This is a genomic window from Streptomyces flavochromogenes (genome assembly GCF_000717595.1).
GTDB classification, from domain to species: Bacteria; Actinomycetota; Actinomycetes; order Streptomycetales; family Streptomycetaceae; genus Streptomyces; species Streptomyces flavochromogenes.
The window spans coordinates 94,126-117,255 of the sequence record NZ_JNZO01000007.1 but is presented as its reverse complement, the minus strand read 5'-3'; the positions used below and the strand labels follow the sequence as shown (position 1 = coordinate 117,255).

Below are 23,130 nucleotides of genomic sequence, written 5' to 3'. Positions count from 1 at the left end.
GCCGGGCCGGTCATCCCGCTGTTTTGCCGATCCTTTACCATGGTCTCTCCTCCAGACGACCGAACGACCGAAAGGTGTGAGCGTCCGCCCATGGGCGAGCCTCCCAGTAGTACCGATTTCCGTACTGCTCCCGAAAGCACCGGCGACGACAGCCGACATCGAGCATTCCCCCTCCCCCTGGCTGATCATGGGACGGAGGTGAACCGATGACCGAAGTGCTTCTGCTCCTCCTGGCGCTCCTCCTCTCCGTCGCGTGCGGCGCGTTCGTCGCGGCCGAGTTCTCGCTGACGACGGTCGAGCGCCGTGAGCTCGAGGACGCCGCGGCGCGTGGCGAGCGCGGTGCGGCGGGAGCGCTCAAGGCCGTCAGATCGCTGACCTTCCAGCTCTCCGGCGCCCAGCTGGGCATCACCGTCACCAACCTGATCGTCGGCATGCTGTCCGAGCCGTCGATCTCCAAGCTGATCCGGGGGCCGCTCGAGGACCTCGGCCTCTCCGCCTCGGTCGCCTCGTCGGTGGCGCTGGTCCTGGGCACCGCCCTGTCGACCGTCGTCCTGATGGTGGTCGGCGAGCTGGTCCCCAAGAACTGGGCGATCTCCTCGCCCCTCGCGGTCGCGAAGGTGGTCGCCACCCCGCAACGGGTGTTCACCGCCGCCTTCAAGCCGCTGATCAGCCACCTCAACAACACCGCGAACCGGATCCTGCGCCGCCTCGGCATGGAGCCGACGGAGGAACTGGCGTCGGCGCGCTCTCCGCAGGAGCTGGTGGCGCTCGCCCGCCACTCCGCGAAGGAGGGCGCCCTGGAGGCGGACACGGCCGAGCTGTTCGTCCGTACCCTCAACCTGGCGGAGCTCACCGCGGAGAACGTGATGACGCCCCGCGTGCAGGTCACCGCGCTCGACGTGCAGGCCACCGCCGAGGACGTCGCCAACGCGACCCGGGCGACCGGCCTCTCCCGCTTCCCCGTCTACCGGGGCAGCCTCGACGCGGTCGTCGGCATCGCCCATATCAAGGACGTCCTGGCCATACCGGCCGAGGAGCGGCGTCACCGCCGGATCGGCGAGCTGCTGCGCGAGCCGCTGCTCGTCCCCGAGACGCTGACCGTGGACCGTCTCCTCGACCGGCTGTCCGGGAAGCAGACGATGGCCGTCGTCATCGACGAGTACGGCGGTACCGCCGGGGTCGCCACCCTGGAGGACATCGTCGAGGAGGTCGTCGGCGAGGTCCGCGACGAGCACGACCCGCACGAGACGCCGGACCTGGCGCGGGCGGGCGAGGACGCGGACGGGCGTGAGCTCTGGTCCGCCGACGGCGCCGCCCGTACCGACCAGGTGCAGGTCATCGGCCTCCGGGTGCCGGACGGCCCGTACGAGACGCTCGCGGGCTTCGTCGCCCATGAGCTGGGCCGTATCCCGGCCGTCGGGGACAGCGTGGAGCTGCACGGCTGGCGGCTCGACATCGTCGACGCCTCGGGCCGGCGCGCCGCGCGCGTGCTGCTGCACGCGCCCGTGCCGCAGGAGCACCAGGACGAGACCGGGGAGGCCGGCCGATGACCGTGATCCAGCTGTTGATCGGTCTGCTGACCCTCGTCGTCAACGCCTTCTTCGTCGGCGCCGAGTTCGCCCTGATCTCGGTGCGCCGCAGCCAGATCGAGCCGCTGGCCGAGGACGGGAACCGGCGGGCGCGCAGCGTCATCTGGGGCCTCGAGCACGTCTCCGCGCTGCTCGCCGCGGCGCAGCTCGGCATCACGCTCTGCACCCTGGTGCTGGGCATCGTCGCCGAGCCGGCCATCGCGCATCTGCTCGAACCGGTCTTCGACGCGGTGGGCGTGCCGCACGGTCTGGTCCACCCGATCTCGTTCGTGATCGCGCTGAGCGTGGCCACGTATCTGCACATGCTGCTGGGCGAGATGGTGCCGAAGAACATCGCGCTGGCGGAGCCGACGCGTACGGCGCTGCTGCTCGGCCCGCCGCTGGTGACGCTCGCGCGGGCGCTGCGACCGGTGATCTTCGCGATCAACGCCTTCGCCAACGCCCTGCTCAAGCTGTTGCGGGTGGAGGTCAAGGACGAGGTCGCGGCGACGTTCTCGGACGACGAGCTGGCCCGGATGGTCACCGACGCCGGTGACGCGGGGCTGCTCGACGACCGGGCCGCCGAGCGGCTGCACGACGCCCTGGAACTGGGCCGCCGTCCCGTACGGGATGTCGTGATGCCGGCGGAGAAGGTCGTGTACGCGCGGGTCGGCACGACTCCGGGTGAGCTGGAGGCACTGTCGGCGCGGACGGGCTACTCGCGCTTCCCGGTGGTCGACGAGGAGCACAGGATCCTGGGCTATCTGCACGTCAAGGACGCCCTGGACGTCTCGCCGCGCGAGGAGCCGTTCCCGGTGTCCGCGCTGCGGCCGATCGCGCGGGTCCGCGCCGCTACGCCGCTGGACGACGTGCTGACGGCGATGCGCCGCAGCCGGACCCATCTGGCGGCGGTGCTCGACGAGGACGACAAGCCGGCCGGCCTCGTGACGATGGAGGACGTGCTGCGGGAGCTGGTGGGCCGCCCGGCGGCGCCGTAGCACCGCGTACAGGTCGGGAGGGCCCCGGGAACACGCGTTCCCGGGGCCCTCCCGCGTTCGCAGCACGGTGGTCTCGCCTCCCGGGCTCCGGCGGAGCGCCGCGCATACCGCGCGGTATGATTCTCTGCGCCATGGAGATCAATGCCACGTACAACAGTTTCGTCGCCCTCGGCGACAGCTTCACCGAAGGTATGTCGGACCGGAAGCCCGACGGTTCCTACCGGGGCTGGGCCGACGTCCTCGCGGACCGGCTGGCCGCCCGCACCCCCGACTTCCGGTACGCGAACCTCGCCGTACGCGGCAAGCTCATCGGCCAGATCGTCGAGGAGCAGGTCGAGACGGCCGCCGCGATGAAGGCCGACGTCGTGACGCTCGTCGGCGGGCTCAACGACACCCTGCGGCCCAAGGTCGACATGGGGAGGGTGCGCGGCCTGCTCACCGAGGCCGTCGAGCGGCTCGCCCCGTCCTGCGGGCAGCTGGTCCTGATGCGCAGCCCCGGCCGGAACGGGCCGGTCCTCGAGCGCTTCCGACCCCGGATGGAGGAGCTGTTCGCGCACGTCGACGACCTCGCCGCCCGGCACGGGGCCCTGGTCGTCGACCTGTACAGCGCTCCCTCGCTCGCCGACCCCCGGCTGTGGGACGTGGACCGGCTCCACCTCACCGCCGACGGGCACCGGCGGGTCGCCGAGGCCGTGTGGCAGACGCTCGGCCTGGCACCCCGGGAGGACTGGCGGACGCCGCTGCCCCCGACCCCGCTGCCGGGCTGGGCGAGCCGCCGGGCGGCGGACGCCCGCTTCGCCAGGGAACACCTGGGACCGTGGATCGGGCGGCGCCTCACCGGCCGCTCGTCGGGCGACGGCCGCGCGCCCAAGCGCCCCGACCTCCTGCCGTACGAGCCGTCGACGGAGCTGTAGCCCCGGTGGGGCCGCGCACGGGAGCGAGGACCGTGAGCTGCGTCTCGTAGCAAACTCCAGGTCGGACCGTGGCGCTGGCCTGCAGAAATCGCCAGTAAACTCTGTCCACGTGACTGCTGTGACTGCGAAGCCCCGCATCCCCAACGTTCTGGCCGGCCGCTACGCCTCCGCGGAGCTCGCCGTCCTCTGGTCCCCCGAGCAGAAGGTGAAGCTGGAGCGTCAGCTCTGGCTCGCCGTGCTGCGTGCGCAGAAGGACCTCGGGATCGAGGTTCCGGACGCCGCCCTCGCCGACTACGAGCGCGTGCTCGCCCAGGTGGACCTCGGTTCCATCGCCGAGCGCGAGAAGGTCACCCGGCACGACGTGAAGGCCCGGATCGAGGAGTTCAACGCCCTCGCCGGCCACGAGCACGTCCACAAGGGCATGACCTCGCGCGACCTCACCGAGAACGTCGAGCAGCTGCAGATCCGGCTCTCCCTGGAGCTGATGCGGGACCGTACGGTCGCCGTCCTCGGCCGTCTCGGCAAGCTCTCCGCCGAGTACGCGGAGCTGGTCATGGCCGGCCGCTCGCACAACGTCGCCGCCCAGGCGACCACCCTCGGCAAGCGCTTCGCGACGGCGGCGGACGAGCTGCTCGTGGCGTACGCCCGCCTGGAGGAGCTGCTCGGCCGCTACCCGCTGCGCGGCATCAAGGGCCCGGTCGGCACCGCCCAGGACATGCTGGACCTGCTCGGCGGCGACGCCGGCAAGCTGGCCGACCTGGAGCAGCGGATCGCCGGTCACCTCGGCTTCGCCCACGCCTTCACCTCGGTCGGCCAGGTCTACCCGCGCTCGCTCGACTACGACGTGGTCACCTCGCTGGTGCAGCTGGCCGCCGCCCCGTCGTCGATCGCCAAGACGATCCGTCTGATGGCCGGCCACGAGCTGGTCACCGAGGGCTTCAAGCCCGGCCAGGTCGGCTCCTCGGCGATGCCGCACAAGATGAACACCCGCTCCTGCGAGCGCGTCAACGGCCTGATGGTCATCCTGCGCGGATACGCCTCGATGACCGGCGAGCTGGCGGGCGACCAGTGGAACGAGGGCGACGTCTCCTGCTCGGTGGTCCGCCGGGTCGCGCTGCCCGACGCGTTCTTCGCGCTCGACGGCCTCCTGGAGACCTTCCTCACCGTGCTCGACGAGTTCGGCGCCTTCCCGGCCGTCGTCGCCCGCGAGCTCGACCGCTACCTGCCCTTCCTGGCGACCACCAAGGTCCTCATGGGCGCCGTGCGCGCCGGCGTCGGCCGGGAGGTCGCCCACGAGGCCATCAAGGAGAACGCCGTCGCCTCCGCCCTCGCCATGCGCGAGCAGGGCGCCGAGCGCAACGAGCTCCTCGGCAAGCTGGCCGCGGACGAGCGCATCCCGCTGGACCGGGCGCAGCTCGACGAGCTGATGGCGGACAAGCTGTCCTTCACCGGCGCCGCCGCCGACCAGGTCGCTTCCGTGGTCTCCCGTATCGAGGAGATCCTCAAGCAGCACCCGGAGGCCGCCGCCTACGCCCCCGGAGCGATCCTCTGACCGGGAGCCCCCGGTTCACCAAGGAGCAGCTGGAGGCCGCCCGTGACCGCGTCGTTCCCGACGTGGTGGCGGGCGGCCTCTCGGTGTTGTTCTGCGGGATCAATCCGGGTCTCATGACGGCGGCGACGGGCCACCACTTCGCCCGTCCCGGCAACCGGTTCTGGCCGGTGCTCCATCTGTCCGGGTTCACCCCGAGGCAGCTGCGGCCGGACGAGCAGGAGGAGCTCCTGACGTACGGCCTCGGGATCACCAACGTCGTGGCACGGGCGACCGCGCGGGCCGACGAGTTGACCCGCGAGGAGTACCGGGAGGGCGGGCGGATCCTGGCCGGGAAGGTGGAGCGGCTCGCGCCCCGCTGGCTCGCGGTCGTCGGTGTCACCGCCTACCGCACGGCCTTCGGCGAGCCGAGGGCCGCCATCGGGCCTCAGGAGCGCACGATCGGATCCACGAGGATCTGGGCGCTGCCCAACCCGAGCGGTCTCAACGCGCACTGGACGGCGGCGACGATGGCCGCGGAGTACGCCCGCCTCCGGGAGGCCGCCGAAGCCCACGCGGGCTGAGGCGGACGGCCCGGGAGCGCCGACCCGGCTGCCGGACGCGTCGGGCCCGCGCCGTCAGTTCGGCGGGTCGACCATGGTGAGCACGGCGAGCAGCTGGAACGGCAGTTCCTTGTCCCACTGGGAGACGCCGAGTCCGATCCACAGTCCGTCGGCCCGCCACAGGCGCAGGTTCGGGGTGTGGCAGCTGAGGGTGGACCAGGGCTCGGGTATCGACTCGCCCTCCATGCTCCGCTCCAGGACGGGCCAGAGGTCGAGCGTCCGGGGCTCGCCCCAGCGCGCGGTGAGCAGGGCGCCGAGCCCGTCCCGTTCCGCTTCGTACTGGTCCTCGACGATCGGGCGGCGCGTGCCGTCGTCCTCCCAGAAGTCCTCGCTGGTCGCGAGCTCCGCCAGGTGGTGGTCCGTGCCGTCGTCGAATCCCCGGGCCCTGAGTAAGTCGATCGCCGCCAGGTGGTCTGCCGTGGTCATGGCTCCAGTAAAGCCCCCACCACTGACAGTTGGCGCCGTGTCAGACACCGCGGCGGGCGGCGGGCCGGGCCCGCGGTCGTCGCGGAGCCGGCGCCGGGCCCGTACGGGACCGCGGGCGCATCCGAAGCGTCATGGGGGCGGCACTCGCCGCGACCGGGCCCATTGAGTACCATCCGCCGAAGAGGTGCACGAGCTGGGAGGACACACTGTGGGGCGGCTGACCGGCGGGGATCCGTCTCTGCTGCGGCGGATCAACTCCGCGGTGGTACTCCATGCGCTGCGCGGCGCCGAAGCGCCGACGCTCACGGATCTGACCCGGATCACGGGCCTTTCGCGGCCCACGGTCGAAGGGGTCGTCGAGGGACTCATGGAGGGCGGCCTCGTCGTCGAGGCGGCGCCCGAGGAGGGCGAGGCCCGGCGGCAGGGGCGTCCCGCGCGGAGGTTCCGTTTCCGCGCCGAGGCCGGTCATCTGCTCGGCATCGAGATCGGCCCGCACCGGGTGGCCGCGCTGCTCTCCGGTCTGGACGGACGGATCATCGGCGCCGGTTCGCGCGAGGTGTCGGAGACGGCTCCCGAGGACGAGCGCCTCGACCGGGTCCGTACGGTCGTGGCCGACGTGCTGCGCAGGGCCGGGGTCGCCCGGTCCAATCTGCGAGCCGTCGGCGTCGGCACCCCCGGCATCGTGGAGGCCGACGGCACCGTCCGCCTCGGTACGGCCCTGCCGGGCTGGACGGGCCTCGCGCTCGGCGAGCGGCTGCGGCGCTCCTTCAAGTGCCCGGTCATCGTGGAGAACGACGCGAACGCGGCGGCCGTCGCCGAACACTGGAAGGGCGCCGCGACCGACTCCGACGACATCGTCTTCGTCCTCGCCGGGCTGAGCCCGGGCGCCGGTTCGCTGATCGGCGGCCGGCTGCACCGCGGTTTCGGCGGGGCCGCCGGGGAGATCGGCGCCCTGCACCTGCTCGGCCGGGGCGTCACCCCCGAGCATCTGCTGTCGACGACGGACGAGCCGCTGCACCCGCTCGACGAGCAGGCGGTCGCCGAGGTCTTCGCGCTGGCCCGCAAGGGCGACGCCCGCGCGGAGGCGGCGGTGGAACGCTTCATCCAGCGGCTCGTGCACGACGTGGCGGCGCTGGTCCTGGCGATCGACCCCGAGCTGGTGGTCGTCGGCGGATGGGCGGCCGGCCTGGACGGCGTGCTCCAGCCGCTCCGGGAGGAGCTGGCCCGGTTCTGTCTGCGGCCGCCGCGGGTGGTGCTGTCACTGCTCGGCGAGGCCGCGGTGGGGACGGGTGCGCTGCGGCTCGCCCTCGACCACGTCGAGGAGCAGCTGTTCGCGGTCGACGGCACGGTGACGGCCCGCCGCTAGGAGGATCCTCGCGACGGGCCGTCGGCCGGCGTTCGGTGTTCGTGGGAGGGGCGCTACGAGGCCATGACCAGGTCGACCGAGTCGCCGAAGGTGAGGCGGCAGGTGTCGGCACGGTAGGTGGCCACGGAGACGGCGGCGGTACGCCCTCCGGAGAGGTAGCGGGTCGTCACGACGAGCACGGGCGCGCCCGGCAGCCGGTCGAGCTCCTTGGCGTCGTCGGCGCGCGCGGAGCCGAGCTCCACGGATCGGTCCTGGCCGTCGAGGGCGAGGTGCTGGAGCTCGCGGAGCACCGCGCGGGCGCGGGATGCTCCGGCGGGCGCGTCGATGGCGCTGAGGCCCGGGACGGAGCCGACGGGCACGTAGAGCAGCTCGGCGGCGACGGTCTGGCCCTGGCTGACGCGGATGCGGCGGACGACGTGCACCCGCTCCTCGGCGCCGCTCTCCAGGACGCGCGCGACGGCGGCCGGCGCCACGTCGGCGGCGGAGTCGAGGGACTGCCAGGCATCGTCACCGACGCCCGGCCAGGTGTGCTGGGTGGTGGAGACGTCGACGCCGACGCGCGGCGGAGCGACGGTGGTGCCGACGCCGCGACGGCGCTGCAGCCGGCCTTCGAGCTCCAGCTGCTCCAGGGCCTGACGGAGCGTGGCACGGGCGACGCCGAAGCGTGCCGCGAGATCGCGCTCGTTGGGGAGGATCTCCCCGACCGCGAAGTCCGAGTCGAGTGCTTCGCCGATGACTGTCTTGAGGTGCTGGTACTTCGGTTCCGGTACCGATGCCAGCTGCGTGGTCCCCACCCTGATCCTCCGCAATTCGCCGTGTCCCGCGGCGTTTTTCCGCGCCCTTGTTTATTAAAGGTTCCTGCACTAACTCTGCGACCATAAGGCGAGCCCACCCCTTGGTCAAGACCAATCCTCTGTCGAACGACCCCGAATGTGACCCTCTGACCTAGATCGTTCACAGGACGTTCGCGCCCCCGTGTGCCCCGCGCAGCAAAACACCCCGCCTCCCGGGAGGGAGACGGGGTGAAGTTCCGGCTGATCGGCGCCATCGGGCCGATGCCTCGCGCGGGGTGCGTCCCGGGCGGGTCAGAGACCGGCGAGCGCCTGGAGCTTGTCGGGGTTGCGGATGATGTAGACGCACTGGACGCGCCCGTCGAGCACCTCGATCTGGAAGAAGGAGTCCGGCTCGCCGTCGACGAGGGCGAGCAGGGCGGGGGCGCCGTTGAGTTCGAGGAAGCGGAACTCGAAGGTCTCGCTTGCGCCCTGGGCGGTGGCGTGCAGGAAGCGGCCGACCTTGTCGGCGCTCTCGATGATCCGCAGCGGGGCCTTGGACTTGCCGCCGCTGTCGCCGACGAGCCGTACGTCGGGGGCGAGCAGGGCGAGAAGATCACCGAGGTCGCCGCCCGCCGCCGCGGTGAGGAAGCGCTCGGTGAGGTCCCGGCGCTCGGTCGGGTCGACGTCGTAGCGCGGCTTGCCCTCGTCGACATGACGCCGAGCGCGCCCCGCGAGCTGGCGTACGGCCGCCTCGGAGCGGTCCAGGGCGGTGGCGATCTCGGCGTACGGGAAGCCGAAGGCCTCGCGCAGCACGAAGACGGCCCGCTCCAGCGGGGAGAGCGATTCGAGGACGACGAGGACGGCGAGCGAGACGGAGTCGGCGAGCAGGGCTCGCTCGGCCGTGTCGGGCGCGGTCGGCCCGAAGTCGGTGACGACGGGCTCGGGCAGCCACGGCCCGACGTAGGACTCGCGGCGCGTCTGGGCCTGCCGGAGCCGGTCGATGGCGAGCCTCGTCGTGATCCGTACGAGGAAGGCCCGGGGCTCGCGGACCTCGGCCCGGTCCTCCGCGGTCCAGCGCAGCCAGGCCTCCTGGACGACGTCCTCGGCGTCGGCGGCGCGGCCGAGCATCCGGTAGGCGACGCCGAGGAGCATCGGACGGTGCTCCTCGAAGTGCTCGGTCAGGGTGTCGGTCGGAATATCGGTGGGCACCCGTCCATCCCAGCCCACCGCGGTCGCGCTGTCCAGTTCCGGACGGGGTCTTGAACTCCAGGCTACTGATCGGTAATTCTCACTGACGGGACGTCTGAAAAGCTTCAGGACTGGGAGTCCGCATGCCCGACCGGATCACGTTCACGATCGAGACCCCGACGGGCCCCCGCGCGGCGTCCCTCACGTACGAACGGCGGGGCGAAGGGGAACCGCTGCTGCTCCTGCACGGCATCGGACACCACTGGCAGGCCTGGGAGCCGGTGCTGGACATCCTGGCCGCCGAGCGGGACGTGATCGCCGTCGACCTGCCCGGCTTCGGCGACTCCGACGAGCTGCCCGAGGGCTGCCCGTACGACCTGTCCACCGTCGGGAGCGTGCTCGGCGCGTTCTGCGAGGCCATCGGCGTCGAGCGCCCGCACGTGGCGGGGAACTCGCTCGGCGGACTGCTCGCCCTTCAGCTGGGCCGGGAGAAGCTGGTGCGCTCGGTCACCGCCCTCTCCCCCGCCGGCTTCTGGTCGGAGGGCGAACGGCGGTACGCCTTCGTGACGCTGCGGGCGATGCGGGGCGCGGCGAGGTCGCTGCCCGTGCCGGTGATCGACCGCCTCTCCCGGACGTCCGCCGGGCGCACCGTGCTCACCAGCACGATCTACGCCCGCCCGGGGCGCCGTTCACCCGCGGCCGCCTACGCCGAAACGCTCGCGCTGCGCGGGGCGACCGGGTTCCGCCAGACCCTGGCCGCCGGCGGGAGCGTGCGCTTCCGCGACGACGTCGCCGACGTCCCCGTCACGGTGGCCTGGGGTGCCCGCGACCGGCTGCTCCTTCCCCGGCAGGGCGTCCGCGCCAAGCACACCATCCCCGGCGCGCGACTCGTCCGGCTGCCGGGCTGCGGCCATGTGCCCATGAACGACGACCCGGCTCTCGTCGCGCGCGTGATCCTGGACGGCAGCGGCGGCTGAGGCCGCCTCCGGGGCCGGCCGGTCGCCTGCGGCCCTGCGCACGAAGAGGCCGGTGCCCACGGCGGCGCCGGCCCCCACCAGCAGGCTGCCGACCGCCTGCGGGAGCCCGAAGGCCGCGCCCGCGACCAGAGCCGCGCTCAGTGCGGCGGCGACCGGGATCGCGCCGGTGAAGAGGGTGGCCCGTTCCATGCCGACCCGCTGGACACCCATGTAGAACAGGACGAACCCGACCACGGTGGCGAGCGCCGCCTGCCAGAACAGGGCGCCCGCCTCCACCGCCGTCGGCATCCGGAAGAGACCGGCCCCGTCCACGACCAGGCCCACGAGCGCCGCCTCGGCCGCGCCGACCCCGCACACGACGGCCGTGAGCGACTTGGGTCCGAGCAGCCGGAGGACGGGGACGGCCAGCACCGTGAAGCCGACCTCGCCCGCGAGCGCGGCCACGGACCAGCCGATTCCCGCCAGGTCCGTACGCCCCCAGCCCTGCACGGTGAAGGCACCGGCGGCGACGAGCAGAGCCCCGTACAGCACGGCGGGGGCGGGCCTGCGGCCCTCGGTCAGCGGGACGAGGACGGCGACGACGACCGGGGCGCAGCCGACGAGGACGCCGGGCACGGCCGGCTCGGCGGTCCGTTCGGCGGCGAGGACCGCCAGGTTGAAGCCGACCATGCCGACCCCCGCGAGGAGGGCGAGCCGCAGCCAGTGACGGGCGGTCAGGAGCCGCAGCGAGGCGAGCCCGCCACGGCCGAGCAGGGGAAGCAGGAGCAGACAGGCGGCGCCGTAGCGCAGGGCCTGGCCGCCCGCGTACGGGTAGTCGCCGAGGAGGCTGTTCGCCGTGAAGGAGGCGCCGACGAGGGCGTAGGCGAGGGTCACGAGGAGGATCCCGCGGAGGGCGTTCGCGTTCATGCCTCCGACGCTAGGAAGGAGCGCGGCCCGGGTTGAGGTCCACTTCTGTCACGCCATCGGGGACCACTTCCGACCGGTGCCGTCGTCCGGGCCGACCGCCGGATTCTCCCCCGGTCTCATCCGAGCTGCCGGATTCTCACCGCGTCGGGTTGGGCCGCCGGTTCGTCTCGCCGAACGCCGGGCGTACCGCCTCTCCTACCATGGGGACATGAGTTCGAATGTGGGCGCTGAAGTGCGACCGGAGCCGAGTGCCGCGCTGAGCGGCGACGAGTTGGCCCGCTGGTACTGGACACTGGCCGAACTGACCGCACTCGCCCGGGATCTCGGGGTGCCGCGGGGCGGTGGGAAAGTGGCGCTGACGGAGCGGCTACGGGCGGCGTTGGACGGCGTCGCCCCGCTGGCCGCCCCGCCCCGGACGCGCAGCGCCGGCCGCCAGCTCACCGCGCCGGTGAGCGGGGCCACCGTGATTCCCGAGGGCCAGCGGTGCAGTCAGGTGCTGCGCGAGTACTTCCGCCGCGAGATCGGCCCGGCATTTCACTTCGACTCCCCCATGCGGACGTTCGTCGCCGAAGGCGCAGGGCGCACCCTGGCCGACGGCGTCGTCCACTGGCACGCCACACGCCGGGCCGCTGCCCAGGGTCAGGAGATCGGATCGCAGTTCGAACTCAACCGCTTCCTCCGCGACTGGCATGCCGAGCATCCGGCAGGCCGCAGGACCGAAGCGCTCGCTGCCTGGCGCGCTCACCGCGACCGGCCTCGTGGTCCGGCCGCGGGGTGACGACCCACAGCCATGCCGGGGCGCCGGGAGCCGGATCCCCGTCGCTCGATTCCTTCCGTGAAGGCGTCGTCAAGTCCAAGGGCGAGATCCTGATGAGCGCCTCGTTAGACTGTCGACTCATGATCGACTTTGCTTGTCCGGCCGGGGGGTCGCGTGGTTGAGAGAAGCACCGGCGAGCCGAAACGCGGCCGCTCGACGACCGCCACCGCGCCTCATGCGCCTGCCCGGCCGGAAGCGGCACTGCAGCGTCGTGGGGTGGCCCGGGTCAAGGCGATCCTGGACGCCGCGGAGGAGATCCTGGCGGAGAGTGGCTACGAAGCGGCCACCCTCAAGGCGATCGCAGAACGGGCGGGCATCCCGACACCGTCCGTCTACCACTACTTCAACGACCGCTACCAGGTGGACGCGGCCATCGTCAGGCATCACAGCGACGCACTGCTCGGTGTGCTCGACGGCATCGACGGCGAGGAGTTCCGGTCGATCTCCGACGTGGTGCGCCTGGTGTTCGACCCGATCGTCGCGTACTTCCGGGCGCACCCGAGCTGTGTCCAGCTCTGGTTCTCCGGTCGTCATGCGGCTCTGAGCGACCAGTTCCAGGAGTTCGACGACCAGGTCGCGGAACGCCTGTGGCGACTGGGAATCGGTCGCGGGCTGCTGCGCGTCGACACGCCGCCTCTCGTGATGAAGCTGGCGTTCGAAGCCGGCGGACGCCTCTTCGACGTCGCGTTCCAGAAGGACCGGAACGGGGACCAGACGACGATGACCGAGGCGAAGCGGATGGTGACCGCCTACCTCGAGACCTACGCGGAGAAGAGCACGGCCCACCGGGCCGACTGATGCCTCCGGCACCGGCCGGTGCCCGCACCCCTTCTGTGACACCGCCAAGGGCGGGACGGGCCTCCGACGGCCTGCCCCGCCCTTGGCGGTGTGTCACCGCAGCGGGGCACCCCACCGCACCTCTTCCCGGATCCGGGTCCTGAGGAGCTTGCCCGCGCGTCGCGCGGGAGCGCCTCGGTGATCGCGCGTCGCGACCGCCCTCACCCGGCAGATGACGGTCCGCAACGCGACCCTCGAACACCCGGAGGACGCGCACCGCGTGAAGTCCCTCGCGATGTTCTACAGCAGCATCGGAGACGGGCGCGAGGGCGTCGCCGCCTTCCGCGAGAAGCGCTCCCCGCGCTTCACGCTGCGGGCTTCCACGATGCCGCCGTTCTACGACGGCCGGCTTGATGCGCCCGCGTCCTGAACACCGGCCACCGGCCTCAGCGACGAGGCCGCCTTCCTGGAACGGCTCTTGCGCCCGGCCCGCCGCACGATTCCTCCAGCCGCCCACAACGGTTACATCGGCTATATGGCATGACTCACGTCTGGCGCGCTTCCGCATCGGGGTCACCGCGGACGATTCTGAGCAGCATCAACAAACGCGCTTCGGAGTCGAGATCAATGACGGCCGTGACGGCCCGAGCAGCGAACGGAGAACACTCGTGATTGTCGGAGTCCTCAAGGAAGCGCGGGCAGGTGAGAGCCGAGCGTCGGCGACACCTGCCACGGTCGAACAGATCCGCAAGCTGGGGTACGACGTGGTCGTCGACTCGGGTGCGGGCGTCGCCGCCGGCTTCACGGACAGCGCCTACGAGGCCGCCGGTGCGACCGTCGGCGACGCGACGGCCGCGGACGTGGTGCTGGGGGTCAACGCGCCGACGCCGTCCCAGTTGGACCGGGTGCGGCCCGCGGCGACGGTGATCGCCCTGTTCGCCCCGGCCTTCGACCCGTCGATGGTGGAGGATCTGGGCCGGCGTCCCTTCACGGCGCTGTCGATGGACGCCGTCCCGCGCATCAGCCGCGCGCAGTCGATGGACGTGCTGTCGTCCATGGCGAACATCGCCGGATACCGGGCCGTCATCGAGGCCGCGCACGAATTCGGGCGCTTCTTCACGGGTCAGGTGACGGCGGCGGGCAAGGTGCCCCCGGCGAAGGTGCTCGTCGCGGGCGCCGGTGTCGCCGGGCTCGCCGCGATCGGCGCGTCGGGATCGCTCGGCGCGATCGTACGGGCGACCGACCCGCGGCCGGAGGTGGCCGACCAGGTCCGCTCGTTGGGCGGCGAGTACCTGTCGATCGCGTCCCCGGAGGTCGAGGTCTCGGCCACCGGCTACGCCAAGGAGATGGGCGACGACTACAAGGCGCGCGAGGTCGAGCTGTACGCCGCGCAGTGCCGCGAGGTCGACATCGTCATCACCACCGCGCTGATCCCGGGTCGCCCCGCGCCGACGCTGATCACCGCGGAGATGGTGGCGAGCATGAAGCCGGGTTCGGTGATCGTCGACATGGCCGCCGCCAACGGCGGCAACGTCGTCGGCACCGTGAAGGGCGAGAAGACCGTCACGGACAACGGTGTGACGATCATCGGATACACCGATCTGGCGGGCCGCCTGTCGGCGCAGGCCTCGCAGCTGTACGGCACGAACCTGGTGAACCTGCTCAAGCTGATGACGCCGGACAAGGACGGCTCTCTGGTGCTGGACTGGGACGACCCGGTGCAGCGCTCGATCACCGTCGTACGCAAGGGCGAGTCGGCCTGGCCGCCCCCGCCGGTACAGGTCTCCGCGGCCCCCGCCGCCGCCCCTGCCGCGGCCGTGGCGCAGCCGGCGCCGAAGAAGCAGCCGAAGTCGGCGAAGCAGCGATTCGGCGGCGTGGCCCTCGGCGCCCTGGCACTGTTCCTCACCGCCGGATTCGCCCCCGCGGCGCTGCTCCCGCACGTGACGGTCTTCGTGCTCGCGATCGTGATCGGCTACTACGTGATCGGCCATGTGCACCATGCGCTGCACACGCCGCTGATGTCGGTGACGAACGCGATCTCCGGGATCATCGTCGTCGGCGCGCTGTTGCAGATCGGTCACACGAGCACCGCGGTCACGGTGCTGTCGGTCGTCGCGATCCTTCTGGCCAGTATCAACGTCTTCGGCGGCTTCGCGGTGACGCGTCGCATGCTCGCCATGTTCAACCGGAGCTGACATGTCTGCGACCCTTGCCGCACAAGCGGCCTACCTTGTTGCCGCGCTCCTCTTCATTCTTGCGCTGGCAGGACTTTCCAAGCACGAATCGGCACGGCTGGGCAACGCGTTCGGCATGCTCGGCATGGGCGTCGCGCTCGTCGCGACGGTCGTGCTCGCGGTGGACGGCGACGCCAGTACCGCCGGCCTCGGCCTGATGGCCGTGGCGATGCTGATCGGCGCGCTGATCGGTCTCCAGCGGGCCCGCGGCGTCGAGATGACCGGGATGCCCGAGCTGATCGCGCTGCTGCACTCCTTCGTCGGCCTGGCGGCCGTGCTGGTCAGCTGGAACGGCTTCCTCAACGTCGAGCACGACCCGGACGGCCACGAGGCGGCTGCCCTGGACGCCCTCGGCACACTGGGCATCCATCACGCCGAGGTGTTCATCGGCCTGTTCATCGGCGCGGTGACGTTCACGGGCTCCATCGTGGCCTACCTCAAGCTCGCCGCGAAGATCGACTCCAAGCCGCTGATGCTGCCGGGGAAGAACGTCCTGAACCTCGGCGCACTGGGCCTGTTCGTCGCCCTGACCGTGTGGTTCGTCATCACGCCCGAGCTGTGGCTGCTGATCACCGTGACGATCCTGGCGCTGGCGCTGGGCTGGCATCTGGTCGCCTCGATCGGCGGCGGTGACATGCCCGTCGTGGTCTCGATGCTCAACAGCTACTCCGGCTGGGCCGCGGCCGCCTCCGGCTTCCTGCTCGGCAACGACCTGCTGATCATCACCGGTGCGCTGGTCGGCTCCTCGGGTGCCTACCTGTCCTACATCATGTGCAAGGCGATGAACCGCTCGTTCCTGTCCGTCATCGCCGGAGGTTTCGGCATCGAGGCGCCGTCGGGCGCCGAGGTCGACTACGGGGAGCACGCGGAGATCACCCCGGAGAGCACGGCCGAGCTGCTGGCGTCGGCCCGGTCGGTGGTCATCACGCCCGGGTACGGCATGGCCGTGGCCCAGGCGCAGTACCCGGTCGCGGAGCTCACCTCGAAGCTGCGCGCGAAGGGAGTCGACGTCCGGTTCGGCATCCACCCGGTGGCCGGCCGCCTGCCCGGGCACATGAACGTCCTGTTGGCCGAGGCCAAGGTGCCGTACGACATCGTCCTCGAAATGGACGAGATCAACGAGGACTTCGCGCAGACCGACGTCGTCCTCGTCATCGGCGCCAACGACACGGTCAATCCGGCCGGAGCCGAGGACCCCTCCAGCCCGCTCGCCGGAATGCCGGTCCTCACGGTCTGGGAGGCCGGCAAGGTCATCGTCTTCAAGCGTTCGATGGCCTCCGGCTACGCGGGCGTACAGAATCCCCTGTTCTTCCGTGAGAACACCTCGATGCTCTTCGGCGACGCGAAGGCCCGGGTCGAGGACATCGTCGGCGCCCTCTGACGTACCAGGACGAGCGAGCGCGTCGCCGTGACGCCCTCGGCGGCCGCCCTCCGCAGGGAGGGCGACCCAGCCCGGGACGTCCCTGTGCTCCCTCCGCCGGTGTGGCGGCCACGGCCGCCGCACCGGCGGAGGGGTTCGAGGAGATCGTCGCTCGGTTCTCCGCGGACCTGCTCACGGTCTGCCCGCAGCTCGAAGGAAGGCTCGGGGAGGGAATCGTGCGACGTCACCCTCGCGTGGTGCCGTTCTGGGCACCGCAGGGGCGCGCATCGTTGCCGACGCTGCGCGCCCCTCTCGGACCGATCCACCTCGCCGGCGACTATCAGTTCGACATGCCGTCGCTCGCCGACGCGGCCACCTCGGGCGCGAACGCGGCGAAGGCGGTTCTGTCGAGCCTGGGCCGCTGATCCTTCGGCCCCGGTCGGCCGACCACCCCGCCACGACGGCACGGGGCCTGCGGCTCGTGCCGCCCGGTGACCGCCACGGCGCGTACGTCTCCAGGTGGGCGGTCACGAGTCGGCAGGCCTCGTCGATCGTGGCGTCGTCGCCGTCCTTCGTCGCGCGGAACGCGATGTCGAGGAGCCTGATGCCCGCCTCGTACGCCACCTGGAGGACGAGCGGCGGGGTGTCGGCCGCGATCAGCCGGCGCTCCACGAGCAGGTGCAGGAACCGCTCCGTCTGCGCCTCGTCGAAGGCCCGCACCAGGTCGGTCACCGTCGCGCTCTGCGCGGAGAACCACAGCTCCGTGGAGCTCGGGTGGCGGCGGAAGCAGTCGCGGACGGGGTCGATGGCGGCGTCCGCGGCCTCGCGCAGGGTGCGCGGTTCCCGGCCCTCCAGTCCGATCCCGATGAGCCGGTCGAGCTCTTCCACATGGCGCTGCAGGAGGGCGGCGTCGACCTGGAAGCGGTCGGGTAAGCAGTGGTAGACGGAGGCGATCGGGATGCCCGCACGCTCGCCGACCGCCTTCAGGGTCGCGGCTTCGTACCCCTGCTCGTCGAGGAGGGCCTCGGCGGCGTCGAGGATCGCGCGCCTGCGTTCCATGCCCCGGCGCTGTACGGGGCGGGCGGGCTCCTGGGCTGTCGACTTCTTCTCGAACACAATTCGAGATCGCATCAGCGCCCCCGGGCTTTCACAGGAGACGGTCGGCGCCGGTGCGGGCGCGGAAGGTGCGGCGGTAGGTGTCCGGGGGCACGCCGACCGTGCGGTTGAAGTGCCGGCGCAGGGTGGTGGCGGTGCCCATGCCGGTGGCGGTCGCGATGCCCTCGACGCTCTCGTCGGTGGACTCCAGCAACTCCTGGGCGTGGCGGATCCGCTGGGTCAGCAGCCACTGCAGCGGGGTCGTACCGGTCACCGACCGGAAGTGGCGGCCCAGGTTGCGCGAGCTCATCCGCGCCCGGCGGGCCAGGTCGTCGACCGTCAGCGGCTGGTCGAGCCGCTCCATCACCCAGGGGAGCAGATCGCCGAGCGGGTGGTCGTCGCGCGCGGGCACGGGGGTGGTCACGAACTGGGCCTGGCCGCCCGCGCGGTGCGGGGGTACGACCAGGCTGCGGGCGACCGTGTTGGCTACGGCCGAGCCGTGGTCGAGGCGGACCAGGTGCAGGCAGAGGTCCATCGCGGCGGCCTTGCCCGCGGAGGTGAGGACGCGGCCGTCGTCCACGTAGAGCACGTCCGGGTCGACCTCCACCCGGGGGTGGCGGGCGGCGAGTTCCTCGGTGTGCGCCCAGTGGGTGGTCGCCCGCCTGCCGTCGAGCAGGCCGGCGGCGGCCAGCACGAACGCGCCCGTGCAGAGGGAGGCCACGCGCGCGCCCGCCTCATGGGCCGCGCGCACCGCGTCGACCAGTTCGGCGGGCGGGGCCTCGTCGGTTTCGGCGAGGGCGGGAACGATCACCGTTCCGGCGCGCGCCAGCCGGTCGAAGCCGCCGTCGGGCTCCAGCCGGAACCGGCCGATCCGGACCGTGGAGGGTCCGCAGAGGGCGACGTCGTACCAGGGGCCGGTCACTCCGGACGGGGGCGGCCCGAAGACCTCGTACGCCACGGACAACTCGAACTGACGCATGCCCTCGGTGACGGCCAGCGCGACGGTGCCCAGGTCCGTCCTCGGGTGGGTTTCCACGTCCGTAATTGTACGCATGATGTCGTTCCGGACACTCGTGTACGACGGCCGCCGAGGCCAGGATTACCTCAAGAGAACGGTTCGAGTCGTACGAGAGCAGGGAGAAGTCATGAGAACGGGGCTCACGGTCGCGGTGTTCGGCGCCTACGGACACACCGGGCGGTTCGTGGTGGCGGAGCTGCTCGCCCGCGGGTTCGTCCCCGTGGCCGTCGGCCGTGACGCCGACAGGCTGCAGGCCCTCGCGGAGTCCCGTCCGGGGCTCGACGTGCGGCCGGCGTCGGTCGACGACCCTGCGTCGCTCGACCGCGCGCTGGCAGGCGCGGCGGCCGTGATCAACTGCGCCGGGCCCTTCGCCGTGACCGGCTCCCCCGTGATCGAGGCGGCCCTGCGGGCCGGCATCCCGTACGTGGACGTGGCGGCCGAGATCGAGGCCAACGCCGACACGTTCGAGCGGTTCACGGACCGGGCCCGCGCGGCGGGAGCGGTGATCGTCCCCGCCATGGCCTTCTACGGCGGCCTGGGCGATCTGCTCGCCACCGCCGCCATGGGCGACTGGGCGTCGGCCGACGAGGCCCACATCGCGTACGGGCTGAGCAGCTGGCACCCCACCGCCGGCACCCTCGCCGCCGGCAAGGTCTCCCGGGAGCGGCGGAACGGCCGCCACGTCCGCTTCACCCAGGGTCGACTGGAGTACCACGACGACGAGTTCACGGTCCAGGACTGGCCCTTCCCGGCCCCGATGGGTCCCCGGCCCGTCATCGGCGAGTTCACGATGGCCGATGTGGTCACCCTCCCGAGCCATCTGAAGGTGCCCGAGGTGCGCACCTACATGGCGGTGGACGCGGCCCAGGACCTGTCGGCGCCCGACGCGTCGGCTCCGGCCGCGGTCGACGAGCACGGCCGTTCCGACCAGACCTTCCTCGTGGACGTCGTCGTCCGCTCGGGCGACGCGGAGCGCCGGGCCGTGGCCGTCGGCCAGGACATCTACGCCGTCACCGCACCGCTCGCCGTGGAGGCCGTCCAGCGCATCCTCACCGGCCGGACCAGGACGACCGGCGTGGCCTCGGCCGGCGAGATCTTCGATGCTCCGGACTTCCTCCGCGCGCTCGCCCCGCACATCTCCTTCGAACTGCACCGGTGACCGTCTCGCCGCCGGATCGGACTGATACCGGTCCGCGCGGGGCGCGGCATCATGGTCCCCGGCCGGGACCGCCGGTCCGCGGGACGGGGAGAAGGGCCACACGGACATGAGGAGCCACGGACAGGCGGCCTGGGAGCTGCTCCTGCCGGCCGCCGCCGCCCCGGCCCGGCGGCGCGGGCGGGCCCTCCAGGAGGCGCTGCGCGAGGCGGTGCGCTCGGGCCGGCTCGCGGCCGGGACCCGCCTGCCGTCGACCCGCGCGCTCGCGGCCGACCTGGGCGTGTCACGGGGCCTGGTCACGGAGGCGTACGAACAGCTCACCGCCGAGGGCTATCTGCGCAGCGACCGGGGCGCGGGCACATGGGTGGGCGACGCGGCGAGGGGCCGCCTCGGCGTCACGCCCGCGCGTGGGGCAGCCGAGGACCTGGGCGCGGCGAGGCACGCGGGCGGAGTCCGCGCCCGAGGTACGGACCGGGGGACGCACGCGCGTGAGGCCGTCGTGAACGGTGCGGAAGCCGGCACGCACGCGCGTGGTGCGGGTGCTCCCGCCGGCCGCGTGGACTTCCGCCCCGGGACGCCCGATCTGTCACTGTTCCCCAGAGCCGCCTGGTCGGCGGCCCAGCGGGCCGTCCTCGCGCGTCTCCCCCACGCCGCCCTCGGGTATCCGGACCCGCGCGGGCTGCCCGAACTGCGGGAGGCGCTGGCCGGGATGCTGACCCGGCGCCGGGGCGTGGTGGCGGATCCGGAGCGGCTCGTGGTGTGTTCGGGGGTGGCACAGGCGTCGACCCTGCTCGGCTTCGTGCTGCGGGCGCGGGGGCTCGACGCGGTCGGCATCGAGGATCCGGGGAGCCCGGAGCACGGGCGGCTCTTCGCCTCGACCGGTCTGGACACGCTGTGGCTGCCCCTCGACGAGGAGGGGCTGCGGCCGGAGACGCTCGCCGCCTCCGGAGTACGGGCGGTGGTGGTCACGCCCTCGCACCAGTTCCCGTCCGGGATCAGCTGGTCGGCGGAGCGTCGTGCCGCACTGCTCGACTGGGCGCGGGCGGTGGACGGTTACGTCCTGGAGGACGACTACGACGGCGACTTCCGGTACGACCGGGCTCCCGTCGGCGCACTCCAGGGACTCGACCCCGAGCGGGTCGTCTACGCCGGTTCGGTCAGCAAGTCGCTCGCGCCCGGTCTGCGGCTCGGCTGGATGCTCGTCCCGGAGGCGCTGCTCGCCGAGGTCGTCGAGCGCAAGCGCACGATGGACCTCGGCAACCCCGTGCTCGACCAGGCGGTGCTCGCCGAGTTCGTGACGCGGGGCGCGTACGACCGGCAGTTGCGTCGCTGTCAACGCACCTACCGGGAGCGGCGGGACGCCCTCCTGTCGGCCCTCGCGGAGCACCTGCCGGGCACCGGCGTGAGCGGCATCGCCGCCGGACTGCATGTCATCGCGCGCGTGCCGGGGCGTTACGGGCCACCGGAGCGGTTCCTGGCACGGTCGGCGCAGGCGGGTGTGGCGCTGCGGGCCCTGGAGGAGTACGGCACGGCGCGCCCCGGGGACGGGGAGGTACGGCTCGTGATCGGCTACGCGCACCTGGCGCCGTCCGTGGTTGCGGCCGGGATCCGCAGGGTGGCGGAGGCGGTCGGCCGAAGGTGAGGTGAGGCGATCCCTTCACACGCCCGGCGTCGGAGGCCCGCTGCGGCCCTCGTGCGAGTGTTCACGCGGGGTTCGTGTGGGCGCCGCCCCCGGCCGTTAGGCATGGGGGGCGACGCACCGCCCCCGCCCGGACAGCCCCTCGGAGGCTCTTCCATGTCCCAGTCCGTACCCGGCAGTTCCCCCTCCCCCGCCCGGCGCAGCGTGCTGCGCGGTTCGCTCGCCGCGTCGGCGGCGCTCACCCTCGGCGGTGCCGGTGCCACCGCCCCGGCGTTCGCGCTGTCGGGCCGGCCCCGAGCCGAGTGGGGTGTGCAGACGGGTGACGTCACGACGTCCTCGGGTCTTGTGTGGGTGCGCTCGGACCGGCCGGCCCGCATGCTCGTGGAGACCTCCGCGAGCGAGTCGTTCCGTCGGGTGCGCCACCACCACGGGCCGCTGATCGGCGCCGGCACGGACTTCACCGGCACCACCGCGCTGCGCGGGCTGCCCGCGGGCGAGCAGATCCACTACCGGGTGACGCTCGCCGACCCGGACGATCCGCGCCGGACGGGCGAGCGGATCGCCGGCACCTTCCGCACCGCCCCCGACCGGCGTCGGGACGGGGTCCGCTTCCTCTGGTCGGGAGACATCGCCGGGCAGGGCTGGGGCATCAACCCCGACGTCGGCGGTTTCCGCGCGTACGAGGAGATGCGCCGCCTCGACCCGGACTTCTTCCTGTGCAGCGGCGACTCGATCTACGCCGACGGGCCTCTCCAGCCGAGCGTGACGCTGCCCGACGGCCGGATCTGGCGGAACGTGACGACGCCCGAGAAGTCGAAGGTCGCGGAGACCCTCGACGAGTACCGGGGCAATTTCCGCTACAACCTCCTCGACCACAACGTCCGGGCGTTCAACGCGCAGGTGCCCACGGTGATGCAGTGGGACGACCACGAGGTGCGCAACAACTGGTACCCGGGCCAGATCCTGGACGACGCGCGCTACACGGAGAAGGACGTGGACGTCCTCGCCTCACGCGCCCTGCGCGCGTTCGGCGAGTACACACCGGTGTCCACCCTCCACGTGCGCGGGGGCGGTCGCGAGGGCCGGATGCACCGTGTGGTGCGGTACGGGCCGCTGCTCGACGTGTTCGTGCTCGACATGCGCTCGTTCCGCAACGCCAACTCCCCCGGGCGCCAGGCCGACGACACCACCGGCATCCTCGGCGCCGAGCAGCTCGGCTGGCTCAAGCGGGAGCTGGCCGCCTCCACCGCGGTGTGGAAGGTGCTCGCGGCGGACATGCCGCTCGGCCTGGTCGTCCCGGACGGCACGGACATCGAGGCGGTCGCGCAGGGCGACCCCGGTGCGCCGCTGGGCCGTGAGCTGCAGATCGCGGAGCTGCTGCGGTTCGTCAAGCACCGGCGGATCACGGGCACGTTGTGGCTGACGGCCGACGTGCACTACACCTCGGCGCAGCACTACGCGCCGGAGCGGGCGGCCTTCCAGGATTTCGCGCCCTTCTGGGAGTTCGTGTCCGGTCCGCTGGCCGCGGGCGGCTTCCCGGCGAACGCGCTGGACGGGACGTTCGGCCCGGAGCGGGTGTTCGTCCGGGCGCCTCAGCGGGCCAACCTGTCTCCGATGGAGAGCCCGCAGTACTTCGGCGAGGTCGACATCGACGGCCACAGCGGTGAACTGACGGTCCGTCTGCGGGCGGACGGCGGGACGGTGCTGTTCAGCAAGGTACTGCGACCGGGGCGCGTCGGGCAGTAAGTCCTGGTCGGGGTGTGGTGC

General features: G+C 72.3%; 20 protein-coding genes and 1 pseudogene. 15 read left to right on the top strand and 6 right to left on the bottom strand.

All coding sequences use genetic code 11. The features are described 5' to 3' along the window. Nucleotides 1-206: 206 nt before the first annotated feature. The 5 genes from IF00_RS0110425 (at nt 207) to mug (ending at nt 5,592) form a co-directional block, all read left to right on the top strand. Nucleotides 207-1,550 (top strand): hemolysin family protein, encoded by a 1,344-nt coding sequence (locus tag IF00_RS0110425; protein ID WP_030316659.1) that lies wholly within the window; start codon nt 207-209, stop codon nt 1,548-1,550. After that, nucleotides 1,547-2,566, top strand: coding sequence for a hemolysin family protein (locus IF00_RS0110420; protein WP_030316658.1), 1,020 nt, complete (start codon nt 1,547-1,549; stop codon nt 2,564-2,566). The genes IF00_RS0110425 and IF00_RS0110420 overlap by 4 nt, the downstream gene beginning before the upstream one ends. Before the next feature lie 131 nt (nt 2,567-2,697). Next, complete coding sequence (locus IF00_RS0110415; RefSeq protein ID WP_030316657.1) at nt 2,698-3,480, top strand: SGNH/GDSL hydrolase family protein; 783 nt, start codon at nt 2,698-2,700, stop codon at nt 3,478-3,480. A gap of 109 nt (nt 3,481-3,589) precedes the next feature. Next, a complete protein-coding gene (gene purB / locus IF00_RS0110410) occupies nt 3,590-5,032 on the top strand; it encodes an adenylosuccinate lyase (RefSeq protein ID WP_030316655.1) in 1,443 nt (480 codons plus the stop codon). 62 nt (nt 5,033-5,094) lie between these two features. Then, a complete protein-coding gene (gene mug, locus IF00_RS0110405) occupies nt 5,095-5,592 on the top strand; it encodes a G/U mismatch-specific DNA glycosylase (RefSeq protein ID WP_030316653.1) in 498 nt (165 codons plus the stop codon). A 54-nt stretch (nt 5,593-5,646) separates the two neighbouring features. On the opposite strand, the gene IF00_RS0110400 is transcribed toward mug, so the two are convergent. Continuing rightward, nucleotides 5,647-6,057 (bottom strand): hypothetical protein, encoded by a 411-nt coding sequence (locus IF00_RS0110400; protein ID WP_030316651.1) that lies wholly within the window; start codon nt 6,055-6,057, stop codon nt 5,647-5,649. A gap of 208 nt (nt 6,058-6,265) precedes the next feature. Between IF00_RS0110400 and IF00_RS0110395 the strand changes: the two genes are divergently transcribed. After that, nucleotides 6,266-7,423 (top strand): ROK family transcriptional regulator, encoded by a 1,158-nt coding sequence (locus tag IF00_RS0110395; protein WP_030316649.1) that lies wholly within the window; start codon nt 6,266-6,268, stop codon nt 7,421-7,423. Between the two features lie 53 nt (nt 7,424-7,476). Here IF00_RS0110395 and IF00_RS0110390 read toward each other — a convergent pair whose 3' ends face one another. Together IF00_RS0110390 and IF00_RS0110385 are read right to left on the bottom strand one after the other, a co-directional pair. Beyond that, nucleotides 7,477-8,217, bottom strand: a complete 741-nt coding sequence (locus IF00_RS0110390) for a GntR family transcriptional regulator (protein WP_030316647.1) — start codon at nt 8,215-8,217, stop codon at nt 7,477-7,479. Nucleotides 8,218-8,508: 291 nt separating this feature from the next. After that, nucleotides 8,509-9,393: an RNA polymerase sigma-70 factor gene (locus tag IF00_RS0110385; RefSeq protein ID WP_037637948.1), complete on the bottom strand. Its 885-nt coding sequence runs from the start codon at nt 9,391-9,393 to the stop codon at nt 8,509-8,511. A 134-nt stretch (nt 9,394-9,527) separates the two neighbouring features. Here IF00_RS0110385 and IF00_RS43545 point away from each other — a divergent pair, with 134 nt between their 5' ends. After that, a complete protein-coding gene (locus IF00_RS43545) occupies nt 9,528-10,361 on the top strand; it encodes an alpha/beta fold hydrolase (protein WP_078944614.1) in 834 nt (277 codons plus the stop codon). 69 nt (nt 10,362-10,430) lie between these two features. On the opposite strand, the pseudogene IF00_RS0110370 reads toward IF00_RS43545, so the two are convergent. Continuing rightward, nucleotides 10,431-11,267: pseudogene (locus IF00_RS0110370) on the bottom strand (EamA family transporter); the annotation flags it as partial. Nucleotides 11,268-11,475: 208 nt separating this feature from the next. Here IF00_RS0110370 and IF00_RS0110365 point away from each other — a divergent pair. The 5 genes from IF00_RS0110365 (at nt 11,476) to pntB (ending at nt 16,476) form a co-directional block, all read left to right on the top strand. Then, on the top strand, nt 11,476-12,045 hold the full coding sequence (locus IF00_RS0110365) for a DUF6434 domain-containing protein (RefSeq protein ID WP_030316639.1): 570 nt from the start codon (nt 11,476-11,478) through the stop codon (nt 12,043-12,045). Between the two features lie 255 nt (nt 12,046-12,300). Then, nucleotides 12,301-12,882 carry a TetR/AcrR family transcriptional regulator gene (locus IF00_RS0110360; RefSeq protein ID WP_037637900.1) on the top strand — a complete coding sequence of 194 codons (582 nt, stop codon included), beginning with the start codon at nt 12,301-12,303 and terminating at the stop codon, nt 12,880-12,882. Nucleotides 12,883-13,093: 211 nt separating this feature from the next. Then, the gene (locus IF00_RS0110355; RefSeq protein WP_030316630.1) at nt 13,094-13,291 is read left to right on the top strand and encodes a hypothetical protein; all 198 of its coding nucleotides are present in this window, start codon (nt 13,094-13,096) and stop codon (nt 13,289-13,291) included. Nucleotides 13,292-13,529: 238 nt separating this feature from the next. Continuing rightward, nucleotides 13,530-15,056, top strand: a complete 1,527-nt coding sequence (locus tag IF00_RS0110350; RefSeq protein WP_030316628.1) for a Re/Si-specific NAD(P)(+) transhydrogenase subunit alpha — start codon at nt 13,530-13,532, stop codon at nt 15,054-15,056. A 1-nt stretch (nt 15,057) separates the two neighbouring features. Beyond that, nucleotides 15,058-16,476, top strand: coding sequence for a Re/Si-specific NAD(P)(+) transhydrogenase subunit beta (gene pntB, locus IF00_RS0110345; RefSeq protein ID WP_030316626.1), 1,419 nt, complete (start codon nt 15,058-15,060; stop codon nt 16,474-16,476). 171 nt (nt 16,477-16,647) lie between these two features. Here the strand turns inward: pntB and IF00_RS46825 are convergent, their stop codons facing one another. After that, nucleotides 16,648-17,586, bottom strand: coding sequence for a TetR/AcrR family transcriptional regulator (locus IF00_RS46825; RefSeq protein ID WP_245234473.1), 939 nt, complete (start codon nt 17,584-17,586; stop codon nt 16,648-16,650). Between the two features lie 16 nt (nt 17,587-17,602). After that, the gene (locus IF00_RS0110335; protein ID WP_030316622.1) at nt 17,603-18,604 is read right to left on the bottom strand and encodes a helix-turn-helix domain-containing protein; all 1,002 of its coding nucleotides are present in this window, start codon (nt 18,602-18,604) and stop codon (nt 17,603-17,605) included. A 91-nt stretch (nt 18,605-18,695) separates the two neighbouring features. Between IF00_RS0110335 and IF00_RS0110330 the strand changes: the two genes are divergently transcribed. The 3 genes from IF00_RS0110330 (at nt 18,696) to IF00_RS0110320 (ending at nt 23,109) form a co-directional block, all read left to right on the top strand. Next, the gene (locus IF00_RS0110330) at nt 18,696-19,727 is read left to right on the top strand and encodes a saccharopine dehydrogenase family protein (RefSeq protein WP_030316621.1); all 1,032 of its coding nucleotides are present in this window, start codon (nt 18,696-18,698) and stop codon (nt 19,725-19,727) included. A 106-nt stretch (nt 19,728-19,833) separates the two neighbouring features. Next, nucleotides 19,834-21,366, top strand: a complete 1,533-nt coding sequence (gene pdxR / locus IF00_RS0110325; RefSeq protein WP_078944613.1) for a MocR-like pyridoxine biosynthesis transcription factor PdxR — start codon at nt 19,834-19,836, stop codon at nt 21,364-21,366. A 153-nt stretch (nt 21,367-21,519) separates the two neighbouring features. Continuing rightward, nucleotides 21,520-23,109, top strand: coding sequence for an alkaline phosphatase D family protein (locus tag IF00_RS0110320; RefSeq protein ID WP_030316617.1), 1,590 nt, complete (start codon nt 21,520-21,522; stop codon nt 23,107-23,109). Nucleotides 23,110-23,130 lie beyond the last annotated feature (21 nt).

Coding starts and splice junctions, on each gene's coding strand:
- IF00_RS0110425 (WP_030316659.1), top strand. CDS start 207: ATGACCGAAGTGCTTCTGCTCCTCCTGGCGCTCCTCCTCTCCGTCGCG.
- IF00_RS0110420 (WP_030316658.1), top strand. CDS start 1,547: ATGACCGTGATCCAGCTGTTGATCGGTCTGCTGACCCTCGTCGTCAAC.
- IF00_RS0110415 (WP_030316657.1), top strand. CDS start 2,698: ATGGAGATCAATGCCACGTACAACAGTTTCGTCGCCCTCGGCGACAGC.
- IF00_RS0110400 (WP_030316651.1), bottom strand. CDS start 6,057: ATGACCACGGCAGACCACCTGGCGGCGATCGACTTACTCAGGGCCCGG.
- IF00_RS43545 (WP_078944614.1), top strand. CDS start 9,528: ATGCCCGACCGGATCACGTTCACGATCGAGACCCCGACGGGCCCCCGC.
- IF00_RS0110365 (WP_030316639.1), top strand. CDS start 11,476: ATGAGTTCGAATGTGGGCGCTGAAGTGCGACCGGAGCCGAGTGCCGCG.
- IF00_RS0110355 (WP_030316630.1), top strand. CDS start 13,094: ATGACGGTCCGCAACGCGACCCTCGAACACCCGGAGGACGCGCACCGC.
- pntB (WP_030316626.1), top strand. CDS start 15,058: ATGTCTGCGACCCTTGCCGCACAAGCGGCCTACCTTGTTGCCGCGCTC.
- IF00_RS46825 (WP_245234473.1), bottom strand. CDS start 17,586: ATGCGATCTCGAATTGTGTTCGAGAAGAAGTCGACAGCCCAGGAGCCC.
- IF00_RS0110335 (WP_030316622.1), bottom strand. CDS start 18,604: ATGCGTACAATTACGGACGTGGAAACCCACCCGAGGACGGACCTGGGC.
- IF00_RS0110330 (WP_030316621.1), top strand. CDS start 18,696: ATGAGAACGGGGCTCACGGTCGCGGTGTTCGGCGCCTACGGACACACC.
- pdxR (WP_078944613.1), top strand. CDS start 19,834: ATGAGGAGCCACGGACAGGCGGCCTGGGAGCTGCTCCTGCCGGCCGCC.
- IF00_RS0110320 (WP_030316617.1), top strand. CDS start 21,520: ATGTCCCAGTCCGTACCCGGCAGTTCCCCCTCCCCCGCCCGGCGCAGC.